We start from the raw sequence: 24,315 nt of genomic DNA, 5'->3' as shown, positions 1-24,315 counted from the left end.
CCGATCTCCGTCAGGCGGCCTTGAGCTGGTGCAGCAGGATGGAGTTGCCTTCGCTGTCCAGGCACACCGCCATGCGGCACACCGGGCTGTGGATCATGTCGCCACGAAAGGTCACGCCACGCCCCTTGAGGTCGGCCACGAGCTTGTCGAGGTCCTCGACTTCGAAGGCGATCGTCCCGCCCGCCGATTCGCTGGGCTGGTCGGCGATGAAATTGGTCAATGCGAAGCAGCCACCACCGGGCAGGTCGTACTCGACCCAGTACTTGTCGCCCTGGTTGCCCACCGATCCGGCGGTCAGTCCGAGCGCGTTCTCGTAGAACTCGCGGGCACGCGCCACATCGGCGACGGGATACATCGTGTAGGCGACCTTCCTGAGCATGACCGGCTCTCCGTTCTGCGGTGGGGACTGCACACGAAAGCCCGGTCATACGCCCGGTCCTGCCCGGAGTCAATGACGTGAAGCGACATGACTTCGTGATGTCGATTTCACGGTCGCCCAATCGTCGACACAGGAGACTGGCGCTCACCGCGCCCGCCCGCCCACCGCCCCGACAGGAGCCCGACCATGACCCAGCGTTTCCAGCGAATCACCCCGTTCCTCTGGTTCGCCTCGCAGGCCGAAGAGGCCGCCAGGTATTACGCGTCGATCTTCCCCGATTCATCCGTAGGCAAGATCCTGCGCTACGACGAAGCCTCCTCGCAGGGCTCCGGCCAGCCGGTCGGGTCGGTGCTGACCATGGATTTCAAACTCGATGGCTGCGACATGGTCGCCCTCAACGGCGGGCCGCATTTCAAGTTCAACGAGGCCGTCTCGCTGGTCGTCAACTGCAAGTCCCAGGACGAGGTCGAGCATTTCTGGAAGCACCTGACCGAAGGCGGCGATCCGGCCGCGCAGCAGTGCGGATGGCTGAAGGACAAGTACGGCGTGTCCTGGCAGGTCGTGCCCGTGGAGATGCTCGACCTGATCGCCGACCCCGACCCGGTGCGCGCCGGCAAGGCGATGAAGGCGATGATGCAGATGAAGAAGCTGGACGTGAACTCGATGCGCAAGGCGATGGACGCCTAGCGCCGCGCCGCCGGCGCCGCCACGAAGCGCTTGCCGATCGCGGCGACGAACTCGTCGAGATCGGTCGTGCCGGTGTTGCTGAGGATCACCACCGTCAGGTCCGCATCGAGGAAGCGGTACAGCTGGGATTGCGCGCCCATGATCTGTCCGGGCCGCTTGACCACGCGATAGGGCTTGCCGTCCACCTTGGTCGTGAACGACCACAGGCCGTAGCCGTAGTCGTCCAGGCCGGGGGTGAACATCTTCGCCAGCGTCGCCGGCTTGAGCAGGCGACCTGCGAACAGCGCGTCGGAGAACGTGAGCACGTCGTCGGCGGTGGAATACATCGCACCGGCCGCGTACCAGTTCTCCGGATACACGGGCAGGTCGTTGACCAGACGGCCGAGGTCATCGCGCATGAAGTAGGTGTTGGCCAGGCCTTTGACGATGTCGTACTGGCGCAGCATGCCGCTGTCGGCCATGCCGAGCGGTTTGAGGATGCGCTCGTCGAGCACCTCGTCGAAGCGCTTGCCGCGCAGGCGCTCGACGATCTTGCCCAGGATCACGTAGTCGGCGTTGTTGTAGTCGAACACCTTGCCCGGCTCGTGCACCAGGGGTCCGCTGGCGAAGCGCGCCAGCAGCTGGTCGCTGCTCCAGGGGTGCTGGTAGGCCGGGATGCCCTCGGAAATGGCCTGCTCGGCGCTCGTCACCTTGTCCATGTTGTCGATGCCGGAGGTGTGGTTGAGCAGCTGGTGCACGGTCACCCGCTGCGCGGCCGGCCCGGCGTAGTCCGGCAGGTAGGTGGCGATGGTGCGGTCGGGATCCAGCCGCCCTTCCTCGTACAACTGCATCACCAGCGTGGCGGTGAAGAGCTTGGTGATGGACGCGATCCGGTAGCGGGTCTGCCGGGTGTTGGGCACGGCGAACGCCATGTTGGCTTCGCCGAAGCTGTGCGAATAGACCACTTCCCCACGCTGTTCCACCAGCACGGTGCCATTGAACCGGTGCTTGCCGGCGTAGTCGGCAATGAACGCTTCCGGGGCCTGCACCGTGGCCGTGGTCGTGGCCGGCGCCTGCGCTGCGGCCATCGGCGACAGGAACAGGGCGGACAGCAGCACACACAGCGACATCCTCATGGCGGAATCCTTTGGCGGGGCGGGCGTCTTCACCCATCCCCGACAGGGAGACGCGCAACAGGCCGGCGGTTGCAGGCTAGCCGCGCGCCAGCGCCCGCCGCGCGAACAGCACGCACACCACGCCAAACACCATGTGCGCGATCACGCTGGCGATGATCCAGTCCAGGTGTTCGAACGACGGCGACCGCCCGACCCGCGACAGCGGCATCACCACGAAATTCATCACCACGTACAGCACCACGCCGTACGCCGCGCCCAGCGCCACCGGGCTGCGCAGCAGCGCCGGCACGCGCCGCGCCACCAGCGTGTAGATCACCACGAAGGAGGTGGCCATCAGCACGTGCAAGGCCGCCCCCAGCAGGGCCGACTGCATGCCGCCGTCATAGCTGGCCTTGCCAAGTACGCCGACTGCGATGGTCTGGAAAACCTTTTCGATCCCGGCTGCATCCCATGAGAACCAGACGGTGGTGGCGAAGCAGATGTCGCCGATGGCGACGATCAGGCCACCGATCACTACCTGCAGCCATTCGATGGGGCGTTGCACATGCAAGGACATCGTGGAACTCCGGTGCGTGAAGGGTTCGGGGCCGGCCGGTCGCAGGCACCGAATCGTAGGGCCAAACCGGCGCGCCATCACCGCTCCCCGCCGTCCGGCACCATGACTTATGACCTAGACAAAACTGTCTATACAAACCGGTCTAGTTGGTCTACGTTCCTTCCGAGCCACCTCTCCGCCAAGCCGCCCACCTGCCAATGACCCGCAAGCCCGCCAAGCCACCCAAGCCCACCGCCGCCGAACTCGATCTGCTGCGGTCGATCTGGCGCCTGGGCCCGTCCACGGTGAAGGACATCCACCACGAGCGCCTGGCCGAACGCCCCGACCTCACCTACGCCACCGTGCTGCGGCTGATGCAGATCATGCATGGCAAGGGCCTGCTCACCCGCGACGAGAGCCAGCGCTCCCACGTCTATGCCGCCGCCCATGCCCGCGACGCGCTGCAGACCAACCTGCTCAAGGACCTGATCCAGAAAGCCTTCGCCGGCTCCGGCAAGGACCTGGTACTGGCCGCGCTGAGCGACCACGTCAGCGACAAGGAACGCGAGGAGATCAAGCGCTTCCTCAAGGAGAATCCCGATGCCTGATCCGACCGTCCTGGTGCCGCTGCTCGGGCGCGCACTGCTGCACTTCGTCTGGGAAGGCGCATTGATCGGCCTCGTCGCAGCACTGGCGCTGCAGTGGATGCATGCCGCGCGGCCGCAGGCACGCTATGCGGTGGCCTGCGTGGCCTTGCTGGCCTGCGCGCTGGTGCCTGCGATCCATCTGGCGATGATGCTCGCCGCGGTGGAAGCCACCGCGCCGGTGGCCGCCATCGGCGCATCGATGCACCTGGCCGCGGCCGATGCAACCGGTCCGGCCGGACTGTCGGCATGGCCGGGGCGCATCGACGCTGCGATGCCGTGGATCGTGCTGGTCTGGTCGGCCGGTGCCTGCACCCTGTCGCTGCGCATGGCCACCGGCCTGCTGTGGATCCAGCGCCTGCGCAGCCTGCCGCAAAGCGGCGCACATGCCACCTGGCAGGCGCGACTGGACAGCCTCGCCGTGCATTTCGGTCTTCGCACGCCGGTTGCGTTGCGCCTGGTCGACTCGCTCGACTCGCCCGCTTCGGCCGGCTGGCTGCGTCCGGTCGTGCTGCTGCCGTCGGCCTTGCTGACGCGCATGCCGGTCGACCTGATCGAAGCACTGCTGGCACACGAACTGGCGCACATCCGCCGCCACGACTACCTCGTCAACCTGCTACAGGGCGTGATCGAAGCACTGCTGTTCTACCACCCGGTCACCTGGTGGCTGTCGCGCCGCATCCGCATCGAGCGCGAGCACATCGCCGACCAGCTCGCCGCGGAGGTGACCGGCGCGCCGCGTCGCCTTGCCCTCGCCCTGTCCGAGCTGTCCGAACTCTCCCATCTCGACCGTGCGCCCTGCGCACATCCGCACCTTGCCCAAGCCGCCCATGGAGGCCACCTGATGTCCCGCATCGAACAGCTCGTCCGTCCCGGCCGTCGCGCCGCCAGCGGCCGCGTCGCCTTCCCCCTGATCGGCCTCGCCGCCGCGTGCCTGGCCTTCTACGCCCACGCCCAGATCAAGAACGGTGATGCTCCGGCCAAGGCCACCGCTTCGCAACCCGCAGCGGCGACCGCCCCGGCATCAAAGTCCGCGCAAGCTTCCTCCAGTACCGGCCAGACGCTGCGCCTGCGCAGTGGCAGCACCCGCGACGCCTACGCCCTGATCAGCCAGGATCGCGACGGCGTGACCATGTCCGGGTCGACCGACGACCTTCCGCAGATCGAGGCGGCCAGGCACAGCCTGCAGGGCGACTTCGTCTGGTTCCGTCGCGGCGGCAAGTCCTTCGTCATCGTCGATGCGGCGACCGTTGCCAAGGCGAACGAGGCCTGGCGCGACAGCGCCCGACTGGGCAAGCAGATGGAAGTGCTGGGCGACCAGATGGGCGTGCATGGCGACAAGATGAGCGCGCTCGGCGACCAGATGGAGAAGCTGAGCGAGCGCAGCAGCCCGACTCCGGCGATGGATGCGGCGACGCGGAAGATGGAGGTCCTTGCCCAGCAGCAGACCGAGCTCGGCACCCGCCAGGCCAAGCTCGCCGCCGACATGGTCAATGCCAGCGAAGCGGACATGGAAAAGCTGTCGATCAAGATGGACGCCCTATCGGACCAGCAGGATGCATTGGCGCAGCAGATGGAAGACCAGTCGAAGGTGATGGATGCCGAGTCCCGGCGCCTGGACGCCAATGCCGGACCGATGGAAGCCCTGAGCCGCCAGATGGAAGAAGCCAGCAAGCCGATGGAAGCGTTGAGTGCACAGATGGAAGTGCTCGGCGCCCAGCACGAAAAGGTCGCTGCCAAGGCCGAAGCCGAAACTCGCAAGCTCATCAGTGACGCTATCGCCAAGGGCCTGGCCCTGCCGGCGCCCGCGTACAGCGCGCAGTAACCGCACCCGCCCCGGCCGGGCATCGACGATGCCCGGCCCTGGCCCGTAATGACGCGGGACATAACGCAACGGCATGAGCAAAACAGCCGCTGCAGCCGCCCCGCACTGTCCCCTCCCCGCCCCTGCCTGCGTTGGTTAGCCATAGCAGGCCGGGTGCAAGCAAGTCGTCTTGTGCCCGCGCCACTTCGCACAAGGGGCTTCAAATTGATCTTCGATTACCGGAAGGCTTCGTCGCCCGCCGACGTGGAGGCGGATATCTGCATCGTTGGCGCCGGTGCTGCCGGTCTCGCCATTGCCTGGGCATTCCTGGGCACGCGCGTCACCGTGTGCGTGGTCGAAGGTGGCGGGCTGGATGCCGATGAGCGCAACCAGGCGCTGTTCGAAGGCTCGTCCGTTGGCGTACCCGAGTTCGACCCCGGCGCCTCGCGCCTGCGCGCCTTCGGCGGCACCTGCAACCTGTGGGGTCGCGGCTGCATACCGCTGGCAAACCTGGAAGCGCGCGACTGGGTCCCGCACAGCGGCTGGCCGATCGGCTTTGCCGATCTGGAGCCGCACTACCTCAAGGCCCGCACGTTCTGTGGCCTGGAGTCGCACGACTTCACCGAGGACAGCTTCCTGACGCCGTCGTCGCGGCAGACGCTGGCCTTCGATGCCGATGCCCTGGTGCACAAGACCTTCGCCAGCAGCCCGATGATCTTCGGCGAGGCCTATCGCGCAGAATTCGAACGCGCCCAGAACATCACCGTGCTGCTCCACGCCAACCTGCTCGAACTCGAAGCATTGCCGTCGGGCGCAGCGGTCCGTCAGGCGCGTATCGGCACGCTCGACGGCCACCGCGGCGTGGTCCGCGCCCGCCACTTCGTGCTGGCCTGCGGCGGCATCGAGAACGCGCGCCTGCTGCTGTCGTCCAATTCGGTGATGCCCGCCGGCCTGGGCAATGACCACGATCTGGTCGGCCGCTATTTCATGGACCACCCCAGCGGCAAGCTCGGCGCGCTCTACACCCGCGATCCGGAGGCGGTGATCCGCCCCTACGACCGCAACGTCCCCAAGGGCAAACCGCAGGCCCATCCCGAGATCTGCCTGTCCGACGAAGCCCAGCGCGAGCACCGCATCCTCAGCGGCCGGGTCCGTCCGTATGCCTTCGAGGAACCGGTGCCAGAGGGCCTGCAGGCGCTGCGCGATCTGCGCGCGATCATGCGTGCGCGCCGCCGCCACGAAAACTGGGCGATCAAGGCGCGCGTGTGCGGCCGCAAGAACGGCGAACCCGATTACATCGCCAAGTCGCGTCCGTCCGACGACGACATCGCCTCGTTGACGCTGCGCGCGGGACTGGGCGCGGCCGACATCGCCAAGGCCTTCGGCCGCAAGCTCACGCGCAAGCCGACGGTGAAGACCGAGCGCGTCGACCTGGTCGGTTACTTCGAGCAGGTGCCCAACCGCGACAGCCGGATCACCCTGGGTGAAGAGCGCGATGCCCTCGGACTGCGCAAGGTCAGCGTCGACTGGCGCCTGACCGAACTCGATCGCCATACCTATCGCACGGCCGCCCGCCTGTTCGGCGATGAACTTGCGCGGGTGAGCAACGGCGAGTTCCGCCCCGAACCGTGGCTGGATGAAGAACACGGCGTGCCGCAGGTGTTCGGCACCTCGCACCACATGGGCACCACGCGCATGGCCGATGCGCCCGAACTGGGCGTGGTCGACCGCAACTGCCAGGTGCACGGCATCGGCAACCTGCATATCGCCGGCAGCTCGGTGTTCCCGACAGGCAGCTGGGCGTTCCCGACCTTCACCATCATCGCGCTGAGCCTGCGCCTGGCCGAACAGTTGCGAGTCCGCCTGGAGCAGGCCGCGCCGCTGCTGGGTTGATTCGCCAGGTTCTTGTCGCAGTTCTGGCGCCGGTGTTAGCGTCGTGTCCGAAGGTGGGCAACCACGCGACGAACCAGACAGCACGCCGGTGGATCTCCTGCTGACCCAGGCACACGATGCCGAACTGGTGGCCACGGCCCGCCTGCTGTTCCGCGAATATGCCGTGGCGACACCACGCACATTCCCGGCACGCGCTTCTACTCGCTCGATCTTGGCGGCGCCTGACGATCACCACCCACCACTGCAGGGACGCTCATTGATGGCGATGACACGCAAGGATGACCTCGTATACGCGGGCATGGTTCGCGCGCCGCAGGCCCCCTGCTTCTGGCGGATTTGCGGCGGCCCTGGGGTTCACCCTCGCCGGATTCCTGCTCAACCAGCTCATTGCCTGCAACACCGTCATCTGGTGCGGGCCGCTGTCGCTGCCGGTCCGCTGACCCACCTGTCGCGCTGTCGCGGGTTCACGCCACCCTACGAATTGCCCGCCACAATCGCCGCACCCTTGCGGAGACACCACCATGAACAACCCGGTTGGCTGGTTCGAGATCTACGTGCAGGACATGCCCCGCGCACGCGCGTTCTACGAGGCGGTACTGGCGAGAAAACTGGAACGGCTGGAAAGCCCCGGCATCGAAATGTGGGCATTCACCATGGAACCCGACCAGCCGGGCGCGGGCGGATCACTGGTGCGCATGGAAGGCGTTCCGTCCGGCGGCAACAGCACGCTGGTGTACTTCATCAGTGAAGACTGCGCGGTCGAAGCCGCGCGCGTGGTCGCTGCCGGCGGCAAGATCTTCAAGGAGAAGTTCTCGATCGGCGAGTACGGCTTCATCGCCCTGGCCTTCGACACCGACGGCAACATGTTCGGCCTGCACTCGATGAAGTGAGGCGGAGAAGCGAGGCGGAGAAGCGAGGCGCCGACGGGCGACCTCAGCGCAGCTGGCTGTCCTTGCTGCCGCGGCGGTTGTAGCCACTGTGAGCGGACTGTTCCTCGTCGTGCGCTTGCTGGCAGTCGACGCACAGGCGCACGCCCGGGACGGCCTTGCGCCGCGCCTCCGGTATCTCCTTCCCGCACTCCTCGCAGTGCGTCAGGCCCGGTCCCTGCGGAAGCTGGCTGCGCGCACGCTGGATCGCGTCCTTGATGGTCGCGTCGATCTGGTCCTGAACGGCTCCGTCGCCTGCCCAACCAGTGGCCATGGGATCGTCTCCTGTGGATCGAGGGAGGGGAGCATAGCGCCGGCGGCCTGAATTTTTGGAAACGGCCGCGGAGGCCCCGCTGCGGAGAGCCCATGACGATCGACGATATCGACCTGCTGTCCACGCGGCTGCTCGGCGGCGCGCCCTGCCTGCCGACGGTAACCGACGCGGTGGTCCGCGACAGCGCGATCCACGGTCGCGGCCTGTACTCAACCCGCACGCGTGGCGCCGGCGAAGTGCTGTGCGTGCTCGACGGCCAGGTCGTGGACGTGGCGGCATTCCCCGGCATCGTCGATGCACTGGAATGGAATGCACTCGGTCCGTCCCGGCTGTTGGTGCGCGGCATCCGCACCAGCTATGGCTACATCAACCATAGCGCCACGCCCAATGTCGCCATCGACGCCGACGGGCGAACGATGCGTACCTGCGAGGCGGTGGCGGCCGGGGGCGAGTTCACCATGGACTACCTGGCACAGCCGGTGCCGGCGGGGTACCGCGACAGTGACGAGGGGCGCCGGCTGCGGTGAGGGCGCCGGCTGCGGTGAGGGCGCCGGCTGCGGTGAGTGTTCCGCCCCCCGCCAATGTGCCCAATCGAGCATGACGTTGTGCACTCACGCCAACCCGCCACGGCAGGACTAAACTGGCCCCAGCCCATCTGGCGCCAACCGGCGCGAAGGGTCCGGCCATGTTCACCTGGGTCATTGCCGCGACGCTGGCCCTTGCCACGCCAGCCCCCACCGCTGCCGACGCAACGCCGCCGGCACAGATCATGGCGCTGCCCGCGGAACTGCAATCGCGCTACCAGGACGAGGTCCTGAACGGCCATCCCTCCCAGCACGCGCGACTGGAACGCACCGTCGATTTCATGTTCGGCGAGCAAGGCCTGGGCATGACCTACAAGGAAGACGCGACCGCGACCGTCTCCCAGGCCTATGCCACGCGCGAAGCCAACTGCCTGACCTTCACCCTGCTGTTCCTGGCACTGGCGCGCGAGGCCGGCCTCGATGCGACGCCGCAGGAGATCGAGCAGACCCTGGCCTGGCACCAGGAGGAAGGCACGCTCTATCGCAGCAACCACATCAATGCCAGCGTGCGCATCGGCGGACGCATGTACAGCGTCGACGTGGCCCGCGATGCCGTCATCGCCCGCCATCCGCCGCAGCCGATCACGCAGGCACGACTGATCGCGCACTTCTACAACAACCTGGGCATCGCGGCACTGGAGCGGTTGGACCTGGTGCAGGCGCAGCGCGACCTCGCCCTGGCGACCGAGCTCGATCCCGGCTACGCCAACCACTGGAGCAACGCCGGCGTCATCGCCGTGCGCAGTGGCAATTCACAGGCCGCCGAGCGCGCCTACGACCAGGCGCTGACGCTGGATCCGGACAACACCAACGCCTTGTTCAACATGGCCGGCCTGGCGCACCGCCATGGCGACGCCCAGCGTGAGGCCGACTATCGCCGCCGCCTGGCGCGCCTGCAGCAGAAAGACCCGTTCCACCACTTCCTGCTGGCCGTGAACCACGAGCGGGCCGGCGAGTATCCGCTGGCGATCCGCCATTACCGGCAGGCGATCCGCCTGTACGGCGACGAGCACCGCTTCTACTCGGCGCTGGCACGCGCCTACCTCGGGGCCGGCGACACCAAGCGTGCCGCCAAGGCCCTGGTCCGTGCCCAGGCGCTGAGCGACGGCGACACCCGTGCCGCCTACCGGGCCAAGCTCGACAGCCTGCAGCCGTAGCCATCGCGGCCCCGAACGTGGCCCCGATCGCGCGTCCCCTTCTGCGCAGCGAATGCGTTTGACTGATCTAACGGGGCTCACTGGGGAAGGCAATGGCGCACGATCTGACCTGGGTGGCGAACAAGCTGCGCCGCATCGCCATGGAAAGCGCTGAGCTGCCCGGCCTGCGTGCCCTGGCCAAGCCCCTGTACCGGCGGATGTTCAGCCGCCCCTACCGCAACGGCAACGCCTACTACGGCGTGTTCGACTCGCGCGCACAGGCGCTGGCCGCGGCACCGGCGCTGCCGACGACCTACGACCAGCCATCGGCCGGCAGCATGTACCTCGACCGCCACGAGTGCATCCGCGTCAGCGACTATCCGGTGGTGCACTGGCTGTCGCGCCTGCTGTCCGAAGGGCGGCACCGCGTCTTCGACCTCGGCGGCCATATCGGTGTCAGCTACTACGGCTTCCGCCGCTACCTGACCTACCCGCAAACGCTGCAGTGGTGCGTGCACGACGTGCCGGCCGTCGTCGACGCCGGCCGCGCCTGGGCCGAACAGTACGACCCCGACGGCCTGCTTCGTTTCGCCGACATGCCCGATGCCGCCAACGGCCACGACGTGCTGATCAGCAGCGGCGCCCTGCAGTACCTCGACTACACCCTGCCCGAGCTGCTCGGCCGCCTGGAAGACCCGCCGCCGCATGTGCTGGTGAACCTGACCCCGGTCCATCCCAAGCACGGTTACGTCACCCTGCAGAACATCGGCAAGGCAGTGCTGCCGTACCGGGTGATGGCCAAGCCGGAGCTGGTCGATGCGATGGCGGCGCTGGGCTATGTGGTCGCCGACCAGTGGCAGTCGCAGGAGCGCCACCTGAAGGTGCCGTTCGAACCCAAGTACACGCTCGACCACTACTGCGGGTTCTATTTCAAGCGAGCGTAGTCGCCAGGGGCAGCGATCCCGGCTTCCCTCTACCCGGCTGGCAGACCCAGCGAACAGATGGCGCGCGCAAAGCGCGCCCGGCCCATGCCCGGCACAGTGTCGATTTCCGGCGCGCTCGTTCGTCGCACAATCAGACCCTGCCCATGGAGCCTGACCGATGCCCCTCCAGCTTTTCGCCCATCCGTTCTCTTCGTACTGCCAGAAGGTCCTCACGGCCCTCTACGAAAACGCAACGCCGTTCGAGTTCCGCATGCTCGACGACCCCGACGGCCCGGCGATGCGCGAACTCACCGAACTGTGGCCGATGCGCCGCTTCCCGGTGCTGGTCGACGACGGCCGCGCCGTCATCGAAGCCAGCTGCATCATCGAATACCTGGCGCTCTACCACCCCGGCCCGGTCCAGCTGGTTCCCGACGATCCCCGCGCCGCTCTCGAAGTGCGCCTGATGGACCGCTTCTTCGACAACTACATCTCCACGCCACAGCAGAAGATGGTTTTCGACGCGATCCGCGCGCCGCAGGATCGCGATCCGTATGGCGTTGCAGAAGCACGCGCCATGCTCGAAACCTCCTACGCCTGGCTGGAAAAGAAGCTGCAGGGCCGGCAATGGGCGGCAGGCGACGATTTCAGCCTGGCCGACTGCGCTGCGGCGCCGTTCCTTTTCTATGCCGACTGGACCCACGCGATCGGCGCAGAATTCGCCACCGTGCATGCATACCGTCGCCGACTGCTCGCGCGCCCGTCCTTCGCACGCGCCGTGGACGAGGCGCGTCCGTATCGATCGTTCTTTCCGCTGGGGGCGCCGGACCGCGACTGACCGCTACTGATCGAGACTGATCGCGCGCTGGCGACTGCGGGACCGTGCTGCGATGATCCGCGACATTCGCCAACTCCAGGGACAGGCATGGTCGTCATCGCAACTGCAGTCGCCATCGTGCTCGTGGCCGGACCGGCCCTGCTCGCCCTCACCGGCCTGGTCCGGTCGCAGGGCACGCAGGCCGGGCCCGTGCCCGTGCCCAACGTGCCCACCCTGCCTGCCTGGGACAAGGCCCTGACCCTCAGCTCGGCGCTGCTTTACACCCTGGCCTTCAACCTGACGTTCTTCATCCAGGAACTGTTCCTGGTGCTGCCCAAGGCGCTGACACCGGGCCTGCGCCCGACGCTGTTCCACAACAACCACAAGTGGGACGGTGAGCACGCGCTGGCCAGCCTGTTCCAGGGCACCGGTGCGCTGGCGACGGTGATCGCCGCGCTGGCCTGCATCGCCCTGCTGCGTCGCGCGCGTGGCACGCAGGTGCGCCTGTTCCTGATCTGGATGGCCTGCTGCGGGCTTTTCATGGCGTTGCCGCAGGTCGTCATCGGTGCGCTCAGTTCCGGCAGCGATGTCGGCATGGCGATGGACTATCTGCAACTTGGCACGACGGCGAAGACCGTTGCCGCGCTCGCCGCACTCGCCGTGATGCCACTGGCGGCGACGTCGCTCGCGCGGGCGATGCTCGCCATCGCCGACGACCCGGCGCGGATCGCCACGCCGCGGGCACGCACGCGCTTCATGTGGCAGGTGGAGACGCTGCCGGCGATCGTGGGCACGGTGCTGGTGATTCCGTTCCGCGTGCCGCGCGAAGCCCTCGAGGTCGTGCTGCTGCCGGTGCTGGTGGCCTGGGCGTGCGTGGCGTGGATGCAGGCCGGCGCATGGCGACTGCGCGATGTCGACGCCCGCGGAACAGGCGCGGGTTCATCGCGGTACCTGTTGCTGGCCGTGGTCACGCTGCTGCTTGCTTTCCAGCTGTTGCTGCGGCCCGGCATCGAGTTCTTCTGAAGTCCGGTCAGTCCGGCCGCAGCGTGCGTTCCTCCCTGACGACGACGGTGCCGTCGGGCGCGACATCGCGGTACACCACTCTTTCCTCCGCCCGCGGCAATTGCCTGTACTGCGCGAGCAGGTCGACGTTCTGCTGCTCGATCACCTCCAGGCTGCGCGCGATGCGGCGCAGCAGCCCCTTGATGCCGAACACCGCGAACGGCACCAGGATCCACAGCACCGACAGGATCAGGGCGAATATGAACACGCACATCCACAGGAACGCATTGGCCGAGTAGGCGGCATTGGCAACGGCACTGGGCTCCATCGGCACACTCCCAAATCCGGGTGAACACCCAGTCTTGAAAGGCCGGCGTGATCCCTGCGTGCACTGCATGAACGGTCCCCGGCGACGGGTGTGAACCCGGCCCGGCGGGTTAGTCCCTACACTACGCACCCCGTCCCGTCTGGCAGTCCCGTGTCCGAACCCGTCCGTCTATCCCGCCGCGTCGCAGAACTGGTCGGCTGCTCCCGCGCCGACGCCGAGAGCTACATCGAGGGCGGCTGGGTCCTGGTCAACGGCGTGGCGGTCGAATCGCCGCAGCACATGGTGTCGGACGAACGCGTCGAGCTGGACCCGGATGCCGTGCTGGAGGCGCCGCAGCCGGCCACGATCCTGTTCCACAAGCCGGTTGGCATCGACGCGATCAGCGGCCGCACCGAGGCCGCAGGCCTGGTCAGGCCCGAGACCCGCTGGGCGGACGATCCCAGCGGAGTGTGCCTGCTGCAGCGGCACTTCGTCCGGCTGACGCCGCTGGTGGAACTCGATCGCGACGCCAGCGGACTGATGGTGCTGACCCAGGACGGCCGCGTCTGGCGCCGCCTGAGCGAGGACGCCGATCAGATCGAACACGAATACGTCGTCGAGATTTCCGGCGAGATGGCGCCGTACGGACTGCATCGCCTCAACAACGGCGGCCTGCGTTACCAGGGCCGCGAGCTGGCGCCGTGCAAGGTGAGCTGGCAGAACGAGATCCGCCTGCGCTTCGCCATCAAGGCCGTGCGCCCCGGGCAACTTCAGGACATGTGCGCGCAGGTGGGGCTGGACGTCGTGGCGATCCGCCGCCTGCGGATCGGCAAGATTCCGCTGGCGAAGATGCCGGTGGGGACGTGGCGCTATCTGCCGGCGGGCGAGCGGTTCTAGGCGCCGGGCCCTAGGCGCCCACCAATAGACTCAGCCGCCGCGCACGCGCAGCGTCAACCCCTTCAGGAAGTTGCGCAGCATCTGGTCGCCGCACAGGCGGAAGTTCTTGTGCGAGCTCTGCCGGAACAGCGCCGTCAGCTCCGGCTTTGACACCGGGAATCCGGCCGCGGCGAACGTCTCGTGCATGTCGGTGTCCTTCATCTCGAAGGCCACGCGAAGCTTCTTCAGCACCACGTTGTTGGTCACCCGTTTCTCGACCGGGCGCGGCGGCAAGCTCTCGTCACGACCGCGCAGATGGATCACCAGGCCATCGAGGAAATGGGCGAGCACGCGGCTGCTGCACTCCACGTACTCCGGATCGTCCTCGCGGCGCAGGAACGCCAGCACGTCGGCCTTCTCGATCGGGAAATCCGGATCGGCCAGCTTGGTGATCTCCACGACCTTGATGTCGCTCAGGTCGAGCATGTAGCGGATGCTGCGCAGTACGTCGTTGTTGATCATTCTCGTGCCCTCAGTCGGCCAGCGCCGCTGCTTCGCGGCCCTGCTGGCGGATCAGCGCCTCGTCACGGGCCTCGTTGATCGCGTCGCGGACGCTGTCGAGGTCGACGCGGCGCTCGTCATGCTTGAACTTGCCAGTGAGCTCGGTGTCGGTCTGCAGGTCACCGGCCTCGAACAGCGCCCACATTTCCTCGCCGTACCAGGTGTCGAACAGTTCCGGCGCCCAGCGCCCCAGGTAGGCGGTGAGGTTGTTGACGTCGCGCAGCAGCATCTGCCGGGCGGCATTGTTGCCCGCGGCGCTGACCACCTGCGGGAAGTCGATCACCACCGGACCGTCCGGGCCGACCAGGACGTTGTAGGGCGACAGATCGCCGTGGATCAGGCCGCAGCACAGCATCAACACGACCTGGCGTACCAGGATCGCGTGGAATTCGCGCGCCTGCTCCGGGCCCAGTTCGACCTCGCCCAGGCGCGGTGCCGAGAAGCCTTCGGCATCGGTGACCAGCTCCATCACCAGCACGCCATGGAAGTAGCCGTGCGGCTCGGGCACGCGCACGCCGGCCTCGCGCAGCTGGTACAGCGCGTCGACTTCGGTGTTCTTCCAGGCCGTTTCCTGCTGCTTGCGGCCGTACTTGCTGGCCTTGCCGATCGCGCGCGCCTCGCGGCTGCCACGGACCTTGCGCCCTTCCTGGTACTGCACGCGCTGCTGGAAGCTGCGCTGCGCCATGTCCTTGTAGACCTTCGCGCAGCGGACGTCGTCGCCACTGCGGACCACGAACACCGCCGCTTCCTTGCCGCTCTTGAGCGGACGCAGAACCTCGTCGATGACGCCGTCGTCAATCAGCGCCTGCAGCGCGGTAGGGGTCTTCATGGAATCCGGAAAGTGGCCGCAAGGCGGGCGGCGGCGCGAATGGGGCGGCATTCTCGCATGGCCGGCCGCCCAGGACCCGCTCCAGGGCCATCTGCGCCCTGGCGCGTTCATTCATGCCGGTGCCCCGGGGCACCGCCCGGGCGCGCGGCCCGCGGCTGTACCGCGCCAGCAATGGCTCCGGACCCCGTCCCGGGGTCCTATTCCGGCAACATCTCGCCGGAGCCGCCGAGGTCGGCGGGGAAGTCCTTCAGCTTCGGCAGCCCGTCCTTCATCCGCAGCACGGTCTCGGCGTAGTTCACGTGCACGGCCGGTGCGAAGGCCAGGGACGGGAGGGTCGCGGCGTAGACGTCGGTCAGGTCGAACGGCGGGTGGTGGGTCATCAGGTGGCCGCCGCAACGGCTGCAGAACTGGCGGTCGCTGGCCGGCGTCTTGGCGTAGTGGCCGATCAGCTCGGCGCCGCGGGTGACTTTGACGTTGGCCGGTTTCCACAGGGTGAAGGCGTTGACCGGGCCCGCCGACCAGCTGCGGCAGGACGCGCAATGGCAGTAGCCCATCGCCTCCGGCGCCCCGCTCACCTCGATGCCGACGGCACCGCAAAAGCAGCTGCCGCTGTATGTGTCGCTCATTTCGCCTCCGGCCGGTGCCCGCACACCCTCGCCAACGCGGTGCACGGGCCGGCGCGGACAGGGGGCCGCTACTTCTTGCCGCCGCCCTGCCCGCACGCCGCAGCGGCCGGCGCTGCGACCACCGGCGTTGCCGCCTTCGCTTTCGCCTCGGCTTCCGTGATCGCAGGCGTGGTGCCCAGGTGCTGCTGCAGGAAGCCGGCGATGCTCGTCCAGCCAAGATCGGCTTCGGCCGCGTCGGAGAAGCCGTGCCCCATGTCGGGCAGCGCGAGCAGCACCGGCGGCTGGCCCTGCAGGTTGAGCATGCGCACCAGGCGCCGGGTGTGCTCGAAGTCGACGCGGACGTCTTCGCGCCCGTGCACCAGCATCACCGGCAGCTTCAGCGAGTCGACGTGGTACAGCGGCGAGGTGGCCTGCATCTCGGCCATGTCCGTGCGCGGGTCGCCCATGACGCGCTCCATCAGCGGCCGCACCTGTGCCGAACGCGCAGCGTCGCTGGCGGTGAAGAACAGCGTGCGATCGCTCAGGCCCGACAGCGACACCGCGCAGCGGAAGCGGCCCGGCCAGCGCACCGCCGACACCAGCGCCGAGTAGCCGCCGTAGCTGGCGCCCAGCGTGCACATTCGCGATTCGTCGAGCGGATACGCGGCCAGCGCGGACCGCACCGCGGCATCGATGTCGTCTTCGATCAGACGGCCGTAGTTGCGGTGGCCGGCCTCGCGGAAGGCCTTGCCGTAACCGTCCGAGCCACGGTAGTTCACCTGCAGCACGGCATAGCCCTGCGCGGCAAGGAACTGCACGTCGCGATCGAAGGTGAGCCGGTCGCTGACGCCGATCGGGCCGCCGTGCGGAAACACCACCAGCGGGCGCTTGTCGGTACCGGGCGGCAACGTCAGGAACGCTTCGATCGACAGGCCGTCGCTGCTCTTGACGTTCATCACGTAGGCCGGCGAGAACTTCATGTCGGACAACCACGGCGCAACGGCCTCCAGCAGCGCGGCCTGCTTGCGCACCATGTCCAGGTGATAGAGCTCCGGCGGATGGTCGCTGGCGCTCACCCACAGGATCAGCTGCTTGTCGTCGCGGCTGCGGTCGAGCACCGCGACCATGCGCCCGGGAAACGCAGCCTGCAGGGTCCGGTCGAGGTTGCGGTTGGTTTCGTCGAAGTACTCGGTGACCAGCCGGCCGGACTGGTAATAGCGCGCGGCCACGGGCTCGCGACGCTCGTTGAAGACCACGCCCGACAGGTCAACGCCGGGCTTGCTGAACACCGTGCGCGAAACCTTTCGGCTGACCGGGTCGAACGCAACCAGATCGCGCTGGCCACGGTCGTCATCGGTATAGCCATAGATGGTGTTGCCATCGTAGGACAGGCCGACCGGGCGGAAGCCGCCTTCGCCCTCCCAGCGAAGCACTTCCTCGTAGACGCCATCGCGTCCGTACACCAGCGCGGCAACCTCGTCGCGAACCACCACCGCCGCGCGCAGCTGCCCGCGCCCGTCGGTATACCAGGACACGTCCTTGGTGACGCCGACGTTGAGGCGGTCGCGGCTCTTTGCGGTCTGGAAGCCCGAGATCTCCCGGTTGCCCACCAGCTCGACCCGGTGCACGACCAGGTCACCGCGGCTGTCGAAGCCTTCGAACAGGATATGGTTGGTCACGTCCGGCAGCAGGTCGACGATGCGGCCGGTGCCGGAGATCGGCAGGCGCGTGATGCTGCGCTTGCCGTTGTTGGCAGCGCCGATGCGGAACAAGGTATAGGACTTGTCGTCATCGCCGGTTGCAGCGATGAGTGTGCGGCTGTCCTTCCACATCAGCTCGTCGGCGGAATAGGCTGACGTCACCAGGCGCTGGACGTCGCCTGTGACCAGGTCGATCAGGTCGACGCCCCAGTTGCCGTTGTTGTCGAGCACGGTCTCGGCCATCAGGTCGCCGGCGCCGTTGATGGCCACGGCCTCGATGCGGTCGGGCCGCCACATCACCTTGGCTGGCAGCGGAACCGCGATGGGTTCTGGCGCCTCGCGACCGTCGTTGAGCCTGGCGGCCGGCGTCGTGTTCGATGCACGCGCCTTGCGATAGAACGCCGGGAAAGGATCCGGGTACCGGCCGGTGTATTCGAACGGCACGGCCGGGTACACCTTCGGATGCGCGGTCTCGAGCCAGTCGATCACCGGCAGCGAACGGTTGGCGGCATGGAACCGCATCGACGTCCAGCTGGTCGGGCGCAGGATCAGGTCGCCGGGATAGACGATCTTTCCGGCCGTGACCTTGAAGCGGTAATCCTCGGACGTCAGCGTGTAGCGCAGGCGGCCCCGCAAGGTGGTCATGTCGACTTCCGACCAGCGGTACTCGCCGGCCTTGGCCGCATACAGGCCGACGTTGCGGCCCTCGTTGAGGTTGTTGATCACCTGCGCGGTGCGGTCGGTATCGGCCACGCGCACGGCGGAGATGATCGCGACGCTGGCGTCAACCGACAGCACCACCAGGCCTTCGTCCGGCGCCAGCTTGGGATCCTTGCCGGGATCGATCCTGCGCATGGCGGCGGCGCAGTCCAGCGCCAGCAGCGACAGTGCAAGGGCGAGCAGCACCCACCATTTCCGCATCAGCCCGCCGCGGTTCCCGCTGCACATGCTCTGCTGCATGCGACATCCCCTGTTGTTGTCATTGCTCCGGACCCGGGGGCCCGTCCCCTGCTCGCTCACGGTGCCCCTGCAGGCATCTCGTCCCTGCCAGGCGCGGCACCGCCGCGCACCGCCAGATCCGCCCTGCCGCCGACGTGCAGCACATACTCGAAGTTCTGCACCATCTTTCCGTAGCCTTCGTCGTCGCTGGCGTAGTTGGCGCCGATCGTGAGCGTGTGGCGGCCGGTCGGCAGCGGCTTGATCAACAGCCAGTACCCATCGGCGGCGGTCAGGCCCGTCTTGTCGTTGCCCGGTTGCAGCGGGAAGCAGCCGTCGCTGCGCACCCGGTAGTGCGTGACGTCGGTGACGCGAACGCCGTCGATCAACGCGACGGCGCTGCCGAGGCGCTCGTTGTTCACCGCCGCGGCCCCCTGCAGCACCACGCACGGCAACGGCAGGTCCTCATCGAAACTGCTGTGGCGCATGTTGATGATCGGCACCAGCAGGTAGCGACCGGCCGGCACGACGCATTCGCGGTGCGCGTTGAACTTGCCATTGGTGCCGGCCAGGAACCAGACCGGGCCTTCCTGCCCGATCTCGCAATAGCGACCGTCTGGATCCAGGAACGGGGCCACCGGCACGTACTCGGCCCATTGCCACCAGCGCGCGGTCAGCTGGCCGAACGTCTCGTCGCCGACCTTGCCGTCAGGCGCCAGCAGCAGCTGGTCGGCCGAGGTCAATGCCCCCCGCCGTGGCGCGCTGTCGCCATTGGCCATCGCGATTGATGCCGCAACAGTGGCGGTGGCGAACGCCAGCCCCGCAATCCATGCCAGCCGTCTTCCGATCAAATGCATTCCGTGGTTCCTGTGTGCCGGTGCCGCTCTACTTGCCCGTCTTGGGCGCGCCGTCGCGGCGCAAACGCGACTTCAGTTCCGCCAGGTCGTGCCGGTGGTCGTCCGTGGTGGCCACCGCTTCGAAGCGCTTGATTGCCTCCGATGCCGCCGGGTCGTCGACCATGACGAGTGCCCACGCGCGAACCTGCCAGGCGTCGCCCGACTGCGGGAATTCGTCCACCAATCCAAGCGAGCAGCTCTGCGCCTCTTGCTGGATCTGCGGAACGAAATAGGTCTGGCAATGGCGCAGCAAGGCACGCTGGCGCCAGTCCCCGCTCATCGCCCGCTTGTAGTACGGCCTGGCTTCCTTCTGTCCGATCTCGCGTTCGGTCGTCAGTCCGAGCAGGTAGTTGAACTTGGGATTGTCCGGCTCCAGCGCGACCGCTTCGAGCATGTCCGCGCGTGCCCAGGCGTAATCGTGCAGGTAGTCGTAAAGCACGGCCGCGCGTGCATACCGGTAGTCCGCGTCGCTCGGCTGGAAGCGCGTGGCCTGCGAGTAAAAGACCACCGCCTGCCACGGATCGCCCTTGTTCCAGTAGCCGGCCCCGGCCATCGAGGTCAGGCCTGCGCTGGGGCCCATGCGCGCGGCTGCGGCCAGCTCGTCGACCACGCTGCCGTAATTGTCGGCCATCGAGGGACGATCACCGGCACCTTCGCCGAGCAGCGCGCCGAGGATGGGATTGCGGTCGGTACGTGCAGCCGCATAGGCCACGGCACTGCGCAGCGCGTCTTCCGAACCGCCCCAGCGCGGCTCGGCCGAGGTGATCCATTCCCAGGCCAGGTAATAGGAGTCCGGATCGACCTTCATGCAGTGCGCGCGTGCGTACTGCTCGAGCTGGCTGGAACTGCTGCGGCCGATGCCGTTGAGCTTGTAGCAGGCCACGCTCAAGCGCGGCTCGATCTCCAGCGCCTTCACGTACAGCGGCACGGCCTGGGCGAAGAACTCGCCCATGCGCTGGACCTTGTCCTTCGACGTCTTGCCGATGTAGGCCCCGCCACGCGCGTTCCAGCCCGAGGTGCCCAGGTGTATGCCGGCGGCGGTGAGGGCGAAGGCGCTCTTGGGTGCCAGCTTCAACCAGCGCTGCGAGACCTCGCCGGCGCGGGCGCTGCCATCGAACACGTTCAACGAAATGAAGATCTGCTCGCGCTGCGACTGGTCGTTGTAATGGCCATCGAGCAACGCCGCAAAGCCGCGTTCCAGCTCCGCGACGCCTTCGGGCGTGGCAAGCAAGCTGTCGATCTCGTCGAGCGACCAGGCCGGCGCACGCAGGATCGTGCAGCGCCCCTGCGCGGCGCCGGGCCGCCACAGATTGCCTGGCAAGTCCGGATACGCCTTGCAGCGCGCTTCATCGTTGTCGATGGCGTCGGCCTTGCGGGCGTCAGCCATGTATTGCGCCAGTTCCGGCGGCGGCTTCGTTGGCGCCGGATTGGCCGCGTGAACCGGGACGGTGGCAACCAGGACCGCGCTCCCAAGCGCGATCCCTGCGAAAGCAGTACGAATCCGTGTCATGTGTTCCCCCTGGTGACAACGCTAGCGCACCTGACGGGGGATGTCAGCCGGGCCGTGCACAGTTTCGACGCCCCTCCACCGGGGCGTGTCGGTCGCTCAGCCCGCCGGATGCGCCAGTGCGTAGTCGATCGCCGCGCACACCGCGGCCGCCTGCGCGGCATTGCACTGCTCGGGCGTGGCACGCGGGCTGTCCGGGTAGACCTCGGTGGTGGTCTTGTAGCGCGCGTTGGTGATGCCCGCGCACAGGCCGAGCTTGCGCAGCGCGTACTCGATGACGCCGTGCGCGACCACGGTGGAACCGATGATCTCGCCCTTGTCGTCGGCCGGGGCGATATGCGTGACCTTCTCCACCGCCGCGATCACCGCCTGCTGGAACCCCGGCTGCGGGTCCTCGCTGTCGTCGACCAGGTAGAAGCCATCCGGGATCTCGCCCGGCTCGAACGGCTTGCCGTCGCGCGCCGCCAGGGCCGGACGGAATTCGGACTCGTCGCTGTCGGTGGTTTCGTGCAGGTCGATATGCACCAGCACGCTGTCGCGCACCGGGGCCACCAGCTGCATCAGCGCGGCCGATTCATGGGCCGGGCTGTCGTCGCGGAACGAGCGGTTCGGATCGATCGCGTTGGCGTTCCAGCGGTGGATGCGCTCGTAGGCCCAGGGGCTGATGCACGGCGCGACCAGCAGATTGACCTTGCCCGCGTAACCGGCGGCATGCAGATCGACGAACTCCAGTGCACCGTGCACGCCGCTGGTCTCGTAGCCGTGGACGCCACCGGTGACCAGCGCCGTCGGCAGCGCCTCGTTCCAGTCTCGGCTGCGGATGGCCAGCAGCGGGTAGCTGTCGGCGCCGTAGTTCAGCTCGCCGTATTGCACCACGTCGAAGCGCGAGCCCAGGCCCTCGATCTTGCCGCGCACTTCAGCGTCGAAGCTGCGATGGCGCACCTGTCGCGACAGCCATTCACCCTGCTCCGCCTCGCCCCAGGGTTGCCCGGGAATGCCGATGGGATAGAAGGCCTGGACAGTCATGCGCGGGCTCGCTGGGGTCACCAAAAGGGGCCGCAACTTTAACACCGCTCCGACACGCGCCCACGCATCACCGCGCTCCCCTCCCCCATCCCCCTCCCCGCCTCACGCCTCACACCCCCTTTATCCCGCAAGGGAGTTAATGGCGCGCCGCCCCCGATTGCCGCGTCCGCGCACCCAAGGCAGTCGGCCCGCTTGGGTCACGGACGCTGACCCTGAGGAACCGGCGGCACCACGCAAGGCAAGGATGGTGATTAGGCGTCAGACGTACTTCCAACCCAAAGGGAATGACCATGAATACCAACAAGCCTCACAAGCCGCTGATGCTCGTCACCGCCCTGGTGACCATCCTTGCCGCCACCTCGGCGTTCGCCGCCGACGGCGACAAGAGCAAGATCAAGGGCCTGATCACCGGCGTCGACGGCAATACGCTGACCGTCAAGGACGGCAACAACGCCGTGCAGACCATCAACGTCTCGGCCGACACCAAGCTGAAGAAGACCAAGGGCCTGACCGGCGTGATTCATTCCAAGGTCGAACCCGGCGCGCTTATCCCGGGCCTGCCGATCAGCGCCGACGTGGTCGCCGCCGGCAGCGGCTTCAACGCCACCGAGATCTCGTTCAAGTCGGAAGACTTCAAGACCGCGCAGCAGGTCCAGGCCGGGGTGGCACCGACCAGCGCAGTGGCCGCCGCGAACGCCGCACGCATGGATGACTTCGGCACGTACGAAGCCCTTGCCACCACCGAGGTGCTGTTTGCCTCCGGCAGCACGCAGATCTCGGCGAAGGGCAAGTCCGACCTCGACGCCCTGGCCGCCAAGGCCAAGGAGACCAAGAACTACCAGGTCGTCCTGCAGGGCTTCACCGACTCCACCGGCGACGCCGCCGCCAACCAGCGCCTGAGCACGATGCGCGGCGCCGCCGTGTCGAACTACCTGCAACAGCAGGCCGGCCTGATGCCGGGCCGCGTCCGCGCCCCGGACGGCATGGGCGTCGCCGCCGACGCCGGTTCAGGCAGCAACGCCAACGCCCGCAAGGTAGTAGTGAAGCTCGTGGTCGACAAAGGCCAACAAGAAGGCGCGAAGTAACCCGTAGCCCGGGTAAGCAACGCGCACCCGGGATCAGCGCCATCCAGGCGATCTGAAACCCGCACTACATGACCCGAGGAACCGCCCGCCCAAAAGCGGGCGGTTTTTTCTTGCGCGTCACTGGAGATTCCCGCATCCCCTGAGGCGTTTCCTATGGAGCTGCGCTGCGCGCATCGCTAGCGTCCGTTCGGATGAAACGACTCGTTCAAGCCACGTTGATCGGCGCCATCGTCCTGCTCGCCTCGCTCCCCATCCAGAACTTCGTCGCGCCAGAATGGCGGAAATGGGCTCTCGCAACGGTCGCCGGACTTGCAACCTTTGTGATCCAGCGAGCCACCAGAGAGAAGGACAGCAACCAGACACCTGGTGAATTCAGAATCCGCTAGCGGGAGAGGGGTTGGGGTGAGGGCCGTCGGAGCAATGGCCTCAAAGCTCCGGAGTACTCTCCGCGATGACCTTGATTGCCTCATCCGCCCTGCGCCGCTGCTCACGAAGCCGCTCAGGCGTCGGCTGCACGATCTGCTTGCCACTGGCACAATGATCGATATACGTGCCGGAGGGCTTGTCGATCACTTCGTGACACGTATCCAAGGTGGCCGGCACCGCAGGCGAAGTTGCCGGAGAAGGTTGCGCTGATACTGGCGTCTCCGTCGTCGGGCGAGGAGCCACGGATGGCGACAGTGAACGGATGACGCTCTGCATGTGCTGAGCCACCAGAATCAGTAGAATCAGAAACAGTCCGAACAACACCAGTTTGGCAACCACGGCCAGCCCCAAATCCGACATGGCCTTGCCTGCCAGTTTCGTCGCAGGGCCGCGCAACCGCGCCAATGAGTCCAGCGCCGAGTCCGGCACCGGCCCGAGCATGACGCGAAGCTCATGGCCGTCGATCAGCTTGAAGTTCCGCTGCCGCGACGCTGCCTCGATCGCAGCCTTCGTGAACTCGCCACTGGTGATAAGAATGGCGCCGGTCGCGCCCTGATTGACCATGATCCCCAGCAACTCGTGCACCGCGTTGTGCGGAACCTTCATCGCCGTCCAGCGCTTGCATTGGACGAGGATGCAGCCGTCGTCGCGCCTGAGCTTCAGGTCGATTCCACCATCCGAATCCCGTCCTGTCCCTCCAGTCCCCACGTGCTCGACCTGGTACCCCTGACTTCGATAGTAGCCAGCAACGAGGACTTCGAACTGATCCCAACTGACGCGCGCAAGCGCGTCGTCATGGCGGCGAGTTACAGGCTTGAGTCCTTTCATTCCAGTCCCCGGGT

Annotated in this window: 27 protein-coding genes; 14 read left to right on the top strand and 13 right to left on the bottom strand. The window is 67.2% G+C overall.

Features of this window, described 5'->3' with window-relative positions:
• Positions 1 to 10 precede the first annotated feature (10 nt).
• Positions 11 to 379: a VOC family protein gene (locus tag MNR01_RS00395; protein ID WP_241919036.1), complete on the bottom strand. Its 369-nt coding sequence runs from the start codon at positions 377 to 379 to the stop codon at positions 11 to 13.
• Positions 380 to 565: 186 nt separating this feature from the next.
• Here MNR01_RS00395 and MNR01_RS00390 point away from each other — a divergent pair, with 186 nt between their 5' ends.
• Positions 566 to 1,066: a VOC family protein gene (locus MNR01_RS00390; protein ID WP_241919035.1), complete on the top strand. Its 501-nt coding sequence runs from the start codon at positions 566 to 568 to the stop codon at positions 1,064 to 1,066.
• Here the strand turns inward: MNR01_RS00390 and MNR01_RS00385 are convergent.
• Together MNR01_RS00385 and MNR01_RS00380 are read right to left on the bottom strand one after the other, a co-directional pair.
• Entirely contained in the window at positions 1,063 to 2,181 is a 1,119-nt protein-coding gene (locus MNR01_RS00385; RefSeq protein ID WP_241919034.1) for a serine hydrolase domain-containing protein, read from the bottom strand. The two genes, MNR01_RS00390 and MNR01_RS00385, sit on opposite strands and share 4 nt — an antisense overlap.
• 76 nt (positions 2,182 to 2,257) lie before the next feature.
• Positions 2,258 to 2,737 (bottom strand): DUF1440 domain-containing protein, encoded by a 480-nt coding sequence (locus MNR01_RS00380; RefSeq protein WP_241919033.1) that lies wholly within the window; start codon positions 2,735 to 2,737, stop codon positions 2,258 to 2,260.
• A 197-nt stretch (positions 2,738 to 2,934) separates the two neighbouring features.
• On the opposite strand from MNR01_RS00380, the gene MNR01_RS00375 reads away from it, so the two are divergent.
• The 5 genes from MNR01_RS00375 (at position 2,935) to MNR01_RS00355 (ending at position 7,947) form a co-directional block, all read left to right on the top strand.
• Positions 2,935 to 3,324 (top strand): BlaI/MecI/CopY family transcriptional regulator, encoded by a 390-nt coding sequence (locus MNR01_RS00375; RefSeq protein WP_241919032.1) that lies wholly within the window; start codon positions 2,935 to 2,937, stop codon positions 3,322 to 3,324.
• On the top strand, positions 3,317 to 5,185 hold the full coding sequence (locus tag MNR01_RS00370) for a M56 family metallopeptidase (RefSeq protein WP_241919031.1): 1,869 nt from the start codon (positions 3,317 to 3,319) through the stop codon (positions 5,183 to 5,185). Before MNR01_RS00375 ends, MNR01_RS00370 begins: the two co-directional genes overlap by 8 nt.
• A 204-nt stretch (positions 5,186 to 5,389) precedes the next feature.
• On the top strand, positions 5,390 to 7,057 hold the full coding sequence (locus tag MNR01_RS00365) for a GMC oxidoreductase (protein WP_241919030.1): 1,668 nt from the start codon (positions 5,390 to 5,392) through the stop codon (positions 7,055 to 7,057).
• Positions 7,058 to 7,335: 278 nt separating this feature from the next.
• Positions 7,336 to 7,497, top strand: a complete 162-nt coding sequence (locus MNR01_RS00360) for a hypothetical protein (RefSeq protein WP_241919029.1) — start codon at positions 7,336 to 7,338, stop codon at positions 7,495 to 7,497.
• Positions 7,498 to 7,578: 81 nt separating this feature from the next.
• Entirely contained in the window at positions 7,579 to 7,947 is a 369-nt protein-coding gene (locus MNR01_RS00355; RefSeq protein WP_241919028.1) for a VOC family protein, read from the top strand.
• Between the two features lie 43 nt (positions 7,948 to 7,990).
• Here MNR01_RS00355 and MNR01_RS00350 read toward each other — a convergent pair whose 3' ends face one another.
• Entirely contained in the window at positions 7,991 to 8,257 is a 267-nt protein-coding gene (locus MNR01_RS00350; RefSeq protein WP_241919027.1) for a DksA/TraR family C4-type zinc finger protein, read from the bottom strand.
• Between the two features lie 92 nt (positions 8,258 to 8,349).
• On the opposite strand from MNR01_RS00350, the gene MNR01_RS00345 reads away from it, so the two are divergent.
• The 5 genes from MNR01_RS00345 to MNR01_RS00325 all read left to right on the top strand — a co-directional run bounded on the left by MNR01_RS00345 (position 8,350) and on the right by MNR01_RS00325 (position 12,740).
• Positions 8,350 to 8,784 (top strand): SET domain-containing protein, encoded by a 435-nt coding sequence (locus MNR01_RS00345; RefSeq protein ID WP_241919026.1) that lies wholly within the window; start codon positions 8,350 to 8,352, stop codon positions 8,782 to 8,784.
• Between the two features lie 158 nt (positions 8,785 to 8,942).
• Positions 8,943 to 9,998 (top strand): tetratricopeptide repeat protein, encoded by a 1,056-nt coding sequence (locus MNR01_RS00340; protein WP_241919025.1) that lies wholly within the window; start codon positions 8,943 to 8,945, stop codon positions 9,996 to 9,998.
• A gap of 92 nt (positions 9,999 to 10,090) precedes the next feature.
• A complete protein-coding gene (locus MNR01_RS00335) occupies positions 10,091 to 10,921 on the top strand; it encodes a methyltransferase, TIGR04325 family (RefSeq protein ID WP_241919024.1) in 831 nt (276 codons plus the stop codon).
• Between the two features lie 157 nt (positions 10,922 to 11,078).
• Positions 11,079 to 11,738 carry a glutathione S-transferase family protein gene (locus MNR01_RS00330; protein ID WP_241919023.1) on the top strand — a complete coding sequence of 220 codons (660 nt, stop codon included), beginning with the start codon at positions 11,079 to 11,081 and terminating at the stop codon, positions 11,736 to 11,738.
• Positions 11,739 to 11,825: 87 nt separating this feature from the next.
• A complete protein-coding gene (locus MNR01_RS00325) occupies positions 11,826 to 12,740 on the top strand; it encodes a hypothetical protein (RefSeq protein WP_241919022.1) in 915 nt (304 codons plus the stop codon).
• A gap of 7 nt (positions 12,741 to 12,747) precedes the next feature.
• On the opposite strand, the gene MNR01_RS00320 is transcribed toward MNR01_RS00325, so the two are convergent.
• The gene (locus tag MNR01_RS00320) at positions 12,748 to 13,047 is read right to left on the bottom strand and encodes a hypothetical protein (RefSeq protein WP_241919021.1); all 300 of its coding nucleotides are present in this window, start codon (positions 13,045 to 13,047) and stop codon (positions 12,748 to 12,750) included.
• A gap of 150 nt (positions 13,048 to 13,197) precedes the next feature.
• On the opposite strand from MNR01_RS00320, the gene MNR01_RS00315 reads away from it, so the two are divergent.
• Complete coding sequence (locus tag MNR01_RS00315) at positions 13,198 to 13,923, top strand: rRNA pseudouridine synthase (protein WP_241919020.1); 726 nt, start codon at positions 13,198 to 13,200, stop codon at positions 13,921 to 13,923.
• A 30-nt stretch (positions 13,924 to 13,953) separates the two neighbouring features.
• On the opposite strand, the gene MNR01_RS00310 is transcribed toward MNR01_RS00315, so the two are convergent.
• The 7 genes from MNR01_RS00310 to MNR01_RS00280 all read right to left on the bottom strand — a co-directional run bounded on the left by MNR01_RS00310 (position 13,954) and on the right by MNR01_RS00280 (position 21,962).
• Entirely contained in the window at positions 13,954 to 14,424 is a 471-nt protein-coding gene (locus MNR01_RS00310) for a DUF1456 family protein (protein ID WP_241919019.1), read from the bottom strand.
• Positions 14,425 to 14,434: 10 nt separating this feature from the next.
• Positions 14,435 to 15,292: a PA4780 family RIO1-like protein kinase gene (locus MNR01_RS00305; protein ID WP_241919018.1), complete on the bottom strand. Its 858-nt coding sequence runs from the start codon at positions 15,290 to 15,292 to the stop codon at positions 14,435 to 14,437.
• Positions 15,293 to 15,489: 197 nt separating this feature from the next.
• On the bottom strand, positions 15,490 to 15,918 hold the full coding sequence (locus MNR01_RS00300) for a GFA family protein (protein WP_241919017.1): 429 nt from the start codon (positions 15,916 to 15,918) through the stop codon (positions 15,490 to 15,492).
• A 68-nt stretch (positions 15,919 to 15,986) separates the two neighbouring features.
• Entirely contained in the window at positions 15,987 to 18,503 is a 2,517-nt protein-coding gene (locus MNR01_RS00295; protein ID WP_241919016.1) for a S9 family peptidase, read from the bottom strand.
• A 110-nt stretch (positions 18,504 to 18,613) separates the two neighbouring features.
• A complete protein-coding gene (locus tag MNR01_RS00290) occupies positions 18,614 to 19,390 on the bottom strand; it encodes a hypothetical protein (protein ID WP_241919015.1) in 777 nt (258 codons plus the stop codon).
• Positions 19,391 to 19,418: 28 nt separating this feature from the next.
• Entirely contained in the window at positions 19,419 to 20,816 is a 1,398-nt protein-coding gene (locus tag MNR01_RS00285) for a hypothetical protein (RefSeq protein WP_241919014.1), read from the bottom strand.
• Positions 20,817 to 21,035: 219 nt separating this feature from the next.
• Positions 21,036 to 21,962 carry a M14 family metallocarboxypeptidase gene (locus MNR01_RS00280; protein WP_241919013.1) on the bottom strand — a complete coding sequence of 309 codons (927 nt, stop codon included), beginning with the start codon at positions 21,960 to 21,962 and terminating at the stop codon, positions 21,036 to 21,038.
• Positions 21,963 to 22,252: 290 nt separating this feature from the next.
• Here MNR01_RS00280 and MNR01_RS00275 point away from each other — a divergent pair, with 290 nt between their 5' ends.
• Together MNR01_RS00275 and MNR01_RS00270 are read left to right on the top strand one after the other, a co-directional pair.
• Entirely contained in the window at positions 22,253 to 23,047 is a 795-nt protein-coding gene (locus MNR01_RS00275) for an OmpA family protein (protein WP_241919012.1), read from the top strand.
• A gap of 191 nt (positions 23,048 to 23,238) precedes the next feature.
• On the top strand, positions 23,239 to 23,433 hold the full coding sequence (locus MNR01_RS00270; RefSeq protein WP_241919011.1) for a hypothetical protein: 195 nt from the start codon (positions 23,239 to 23,241) through the stop codon (positions 23,431 to 23,433).
• 40 nt (positions 23,434 to 23,473) lie between these two features.
• Here MNR01_RS00270 and MNR01_RS00265 read toward each other — a convergent pair whose 3' ends face one another.
• The gene (locus tag MNR01_RS00265; protein ID WP_241919010.1) at positions 23,474 to 24,301 is read right to left on the bottom strand and encodes a restriction endonuclease; all 828 of its coding nucleotides are present in this window, start codon (positions 24,299 to 24,301) and stop codon (positions 23,474 to 23,476) included.
• Between the last annotated feature and the right edge of the window lie 14 nt (positions 24,302 to 24,315).

It is taken from the genome of Lysobacter sp. S4-A87 (genome assembly GCF_022637455.1).
GTDB lineage: Bacteria > Pseudomonadota > Gammaproteobacteria > Xanthomonadales > Xanthomonadaceae > Lysobacter_J.
Note: the sequence above shows the minus strand (reverse complement) of the source record. Positions and strands in the feature narration are given on the sequence as shown.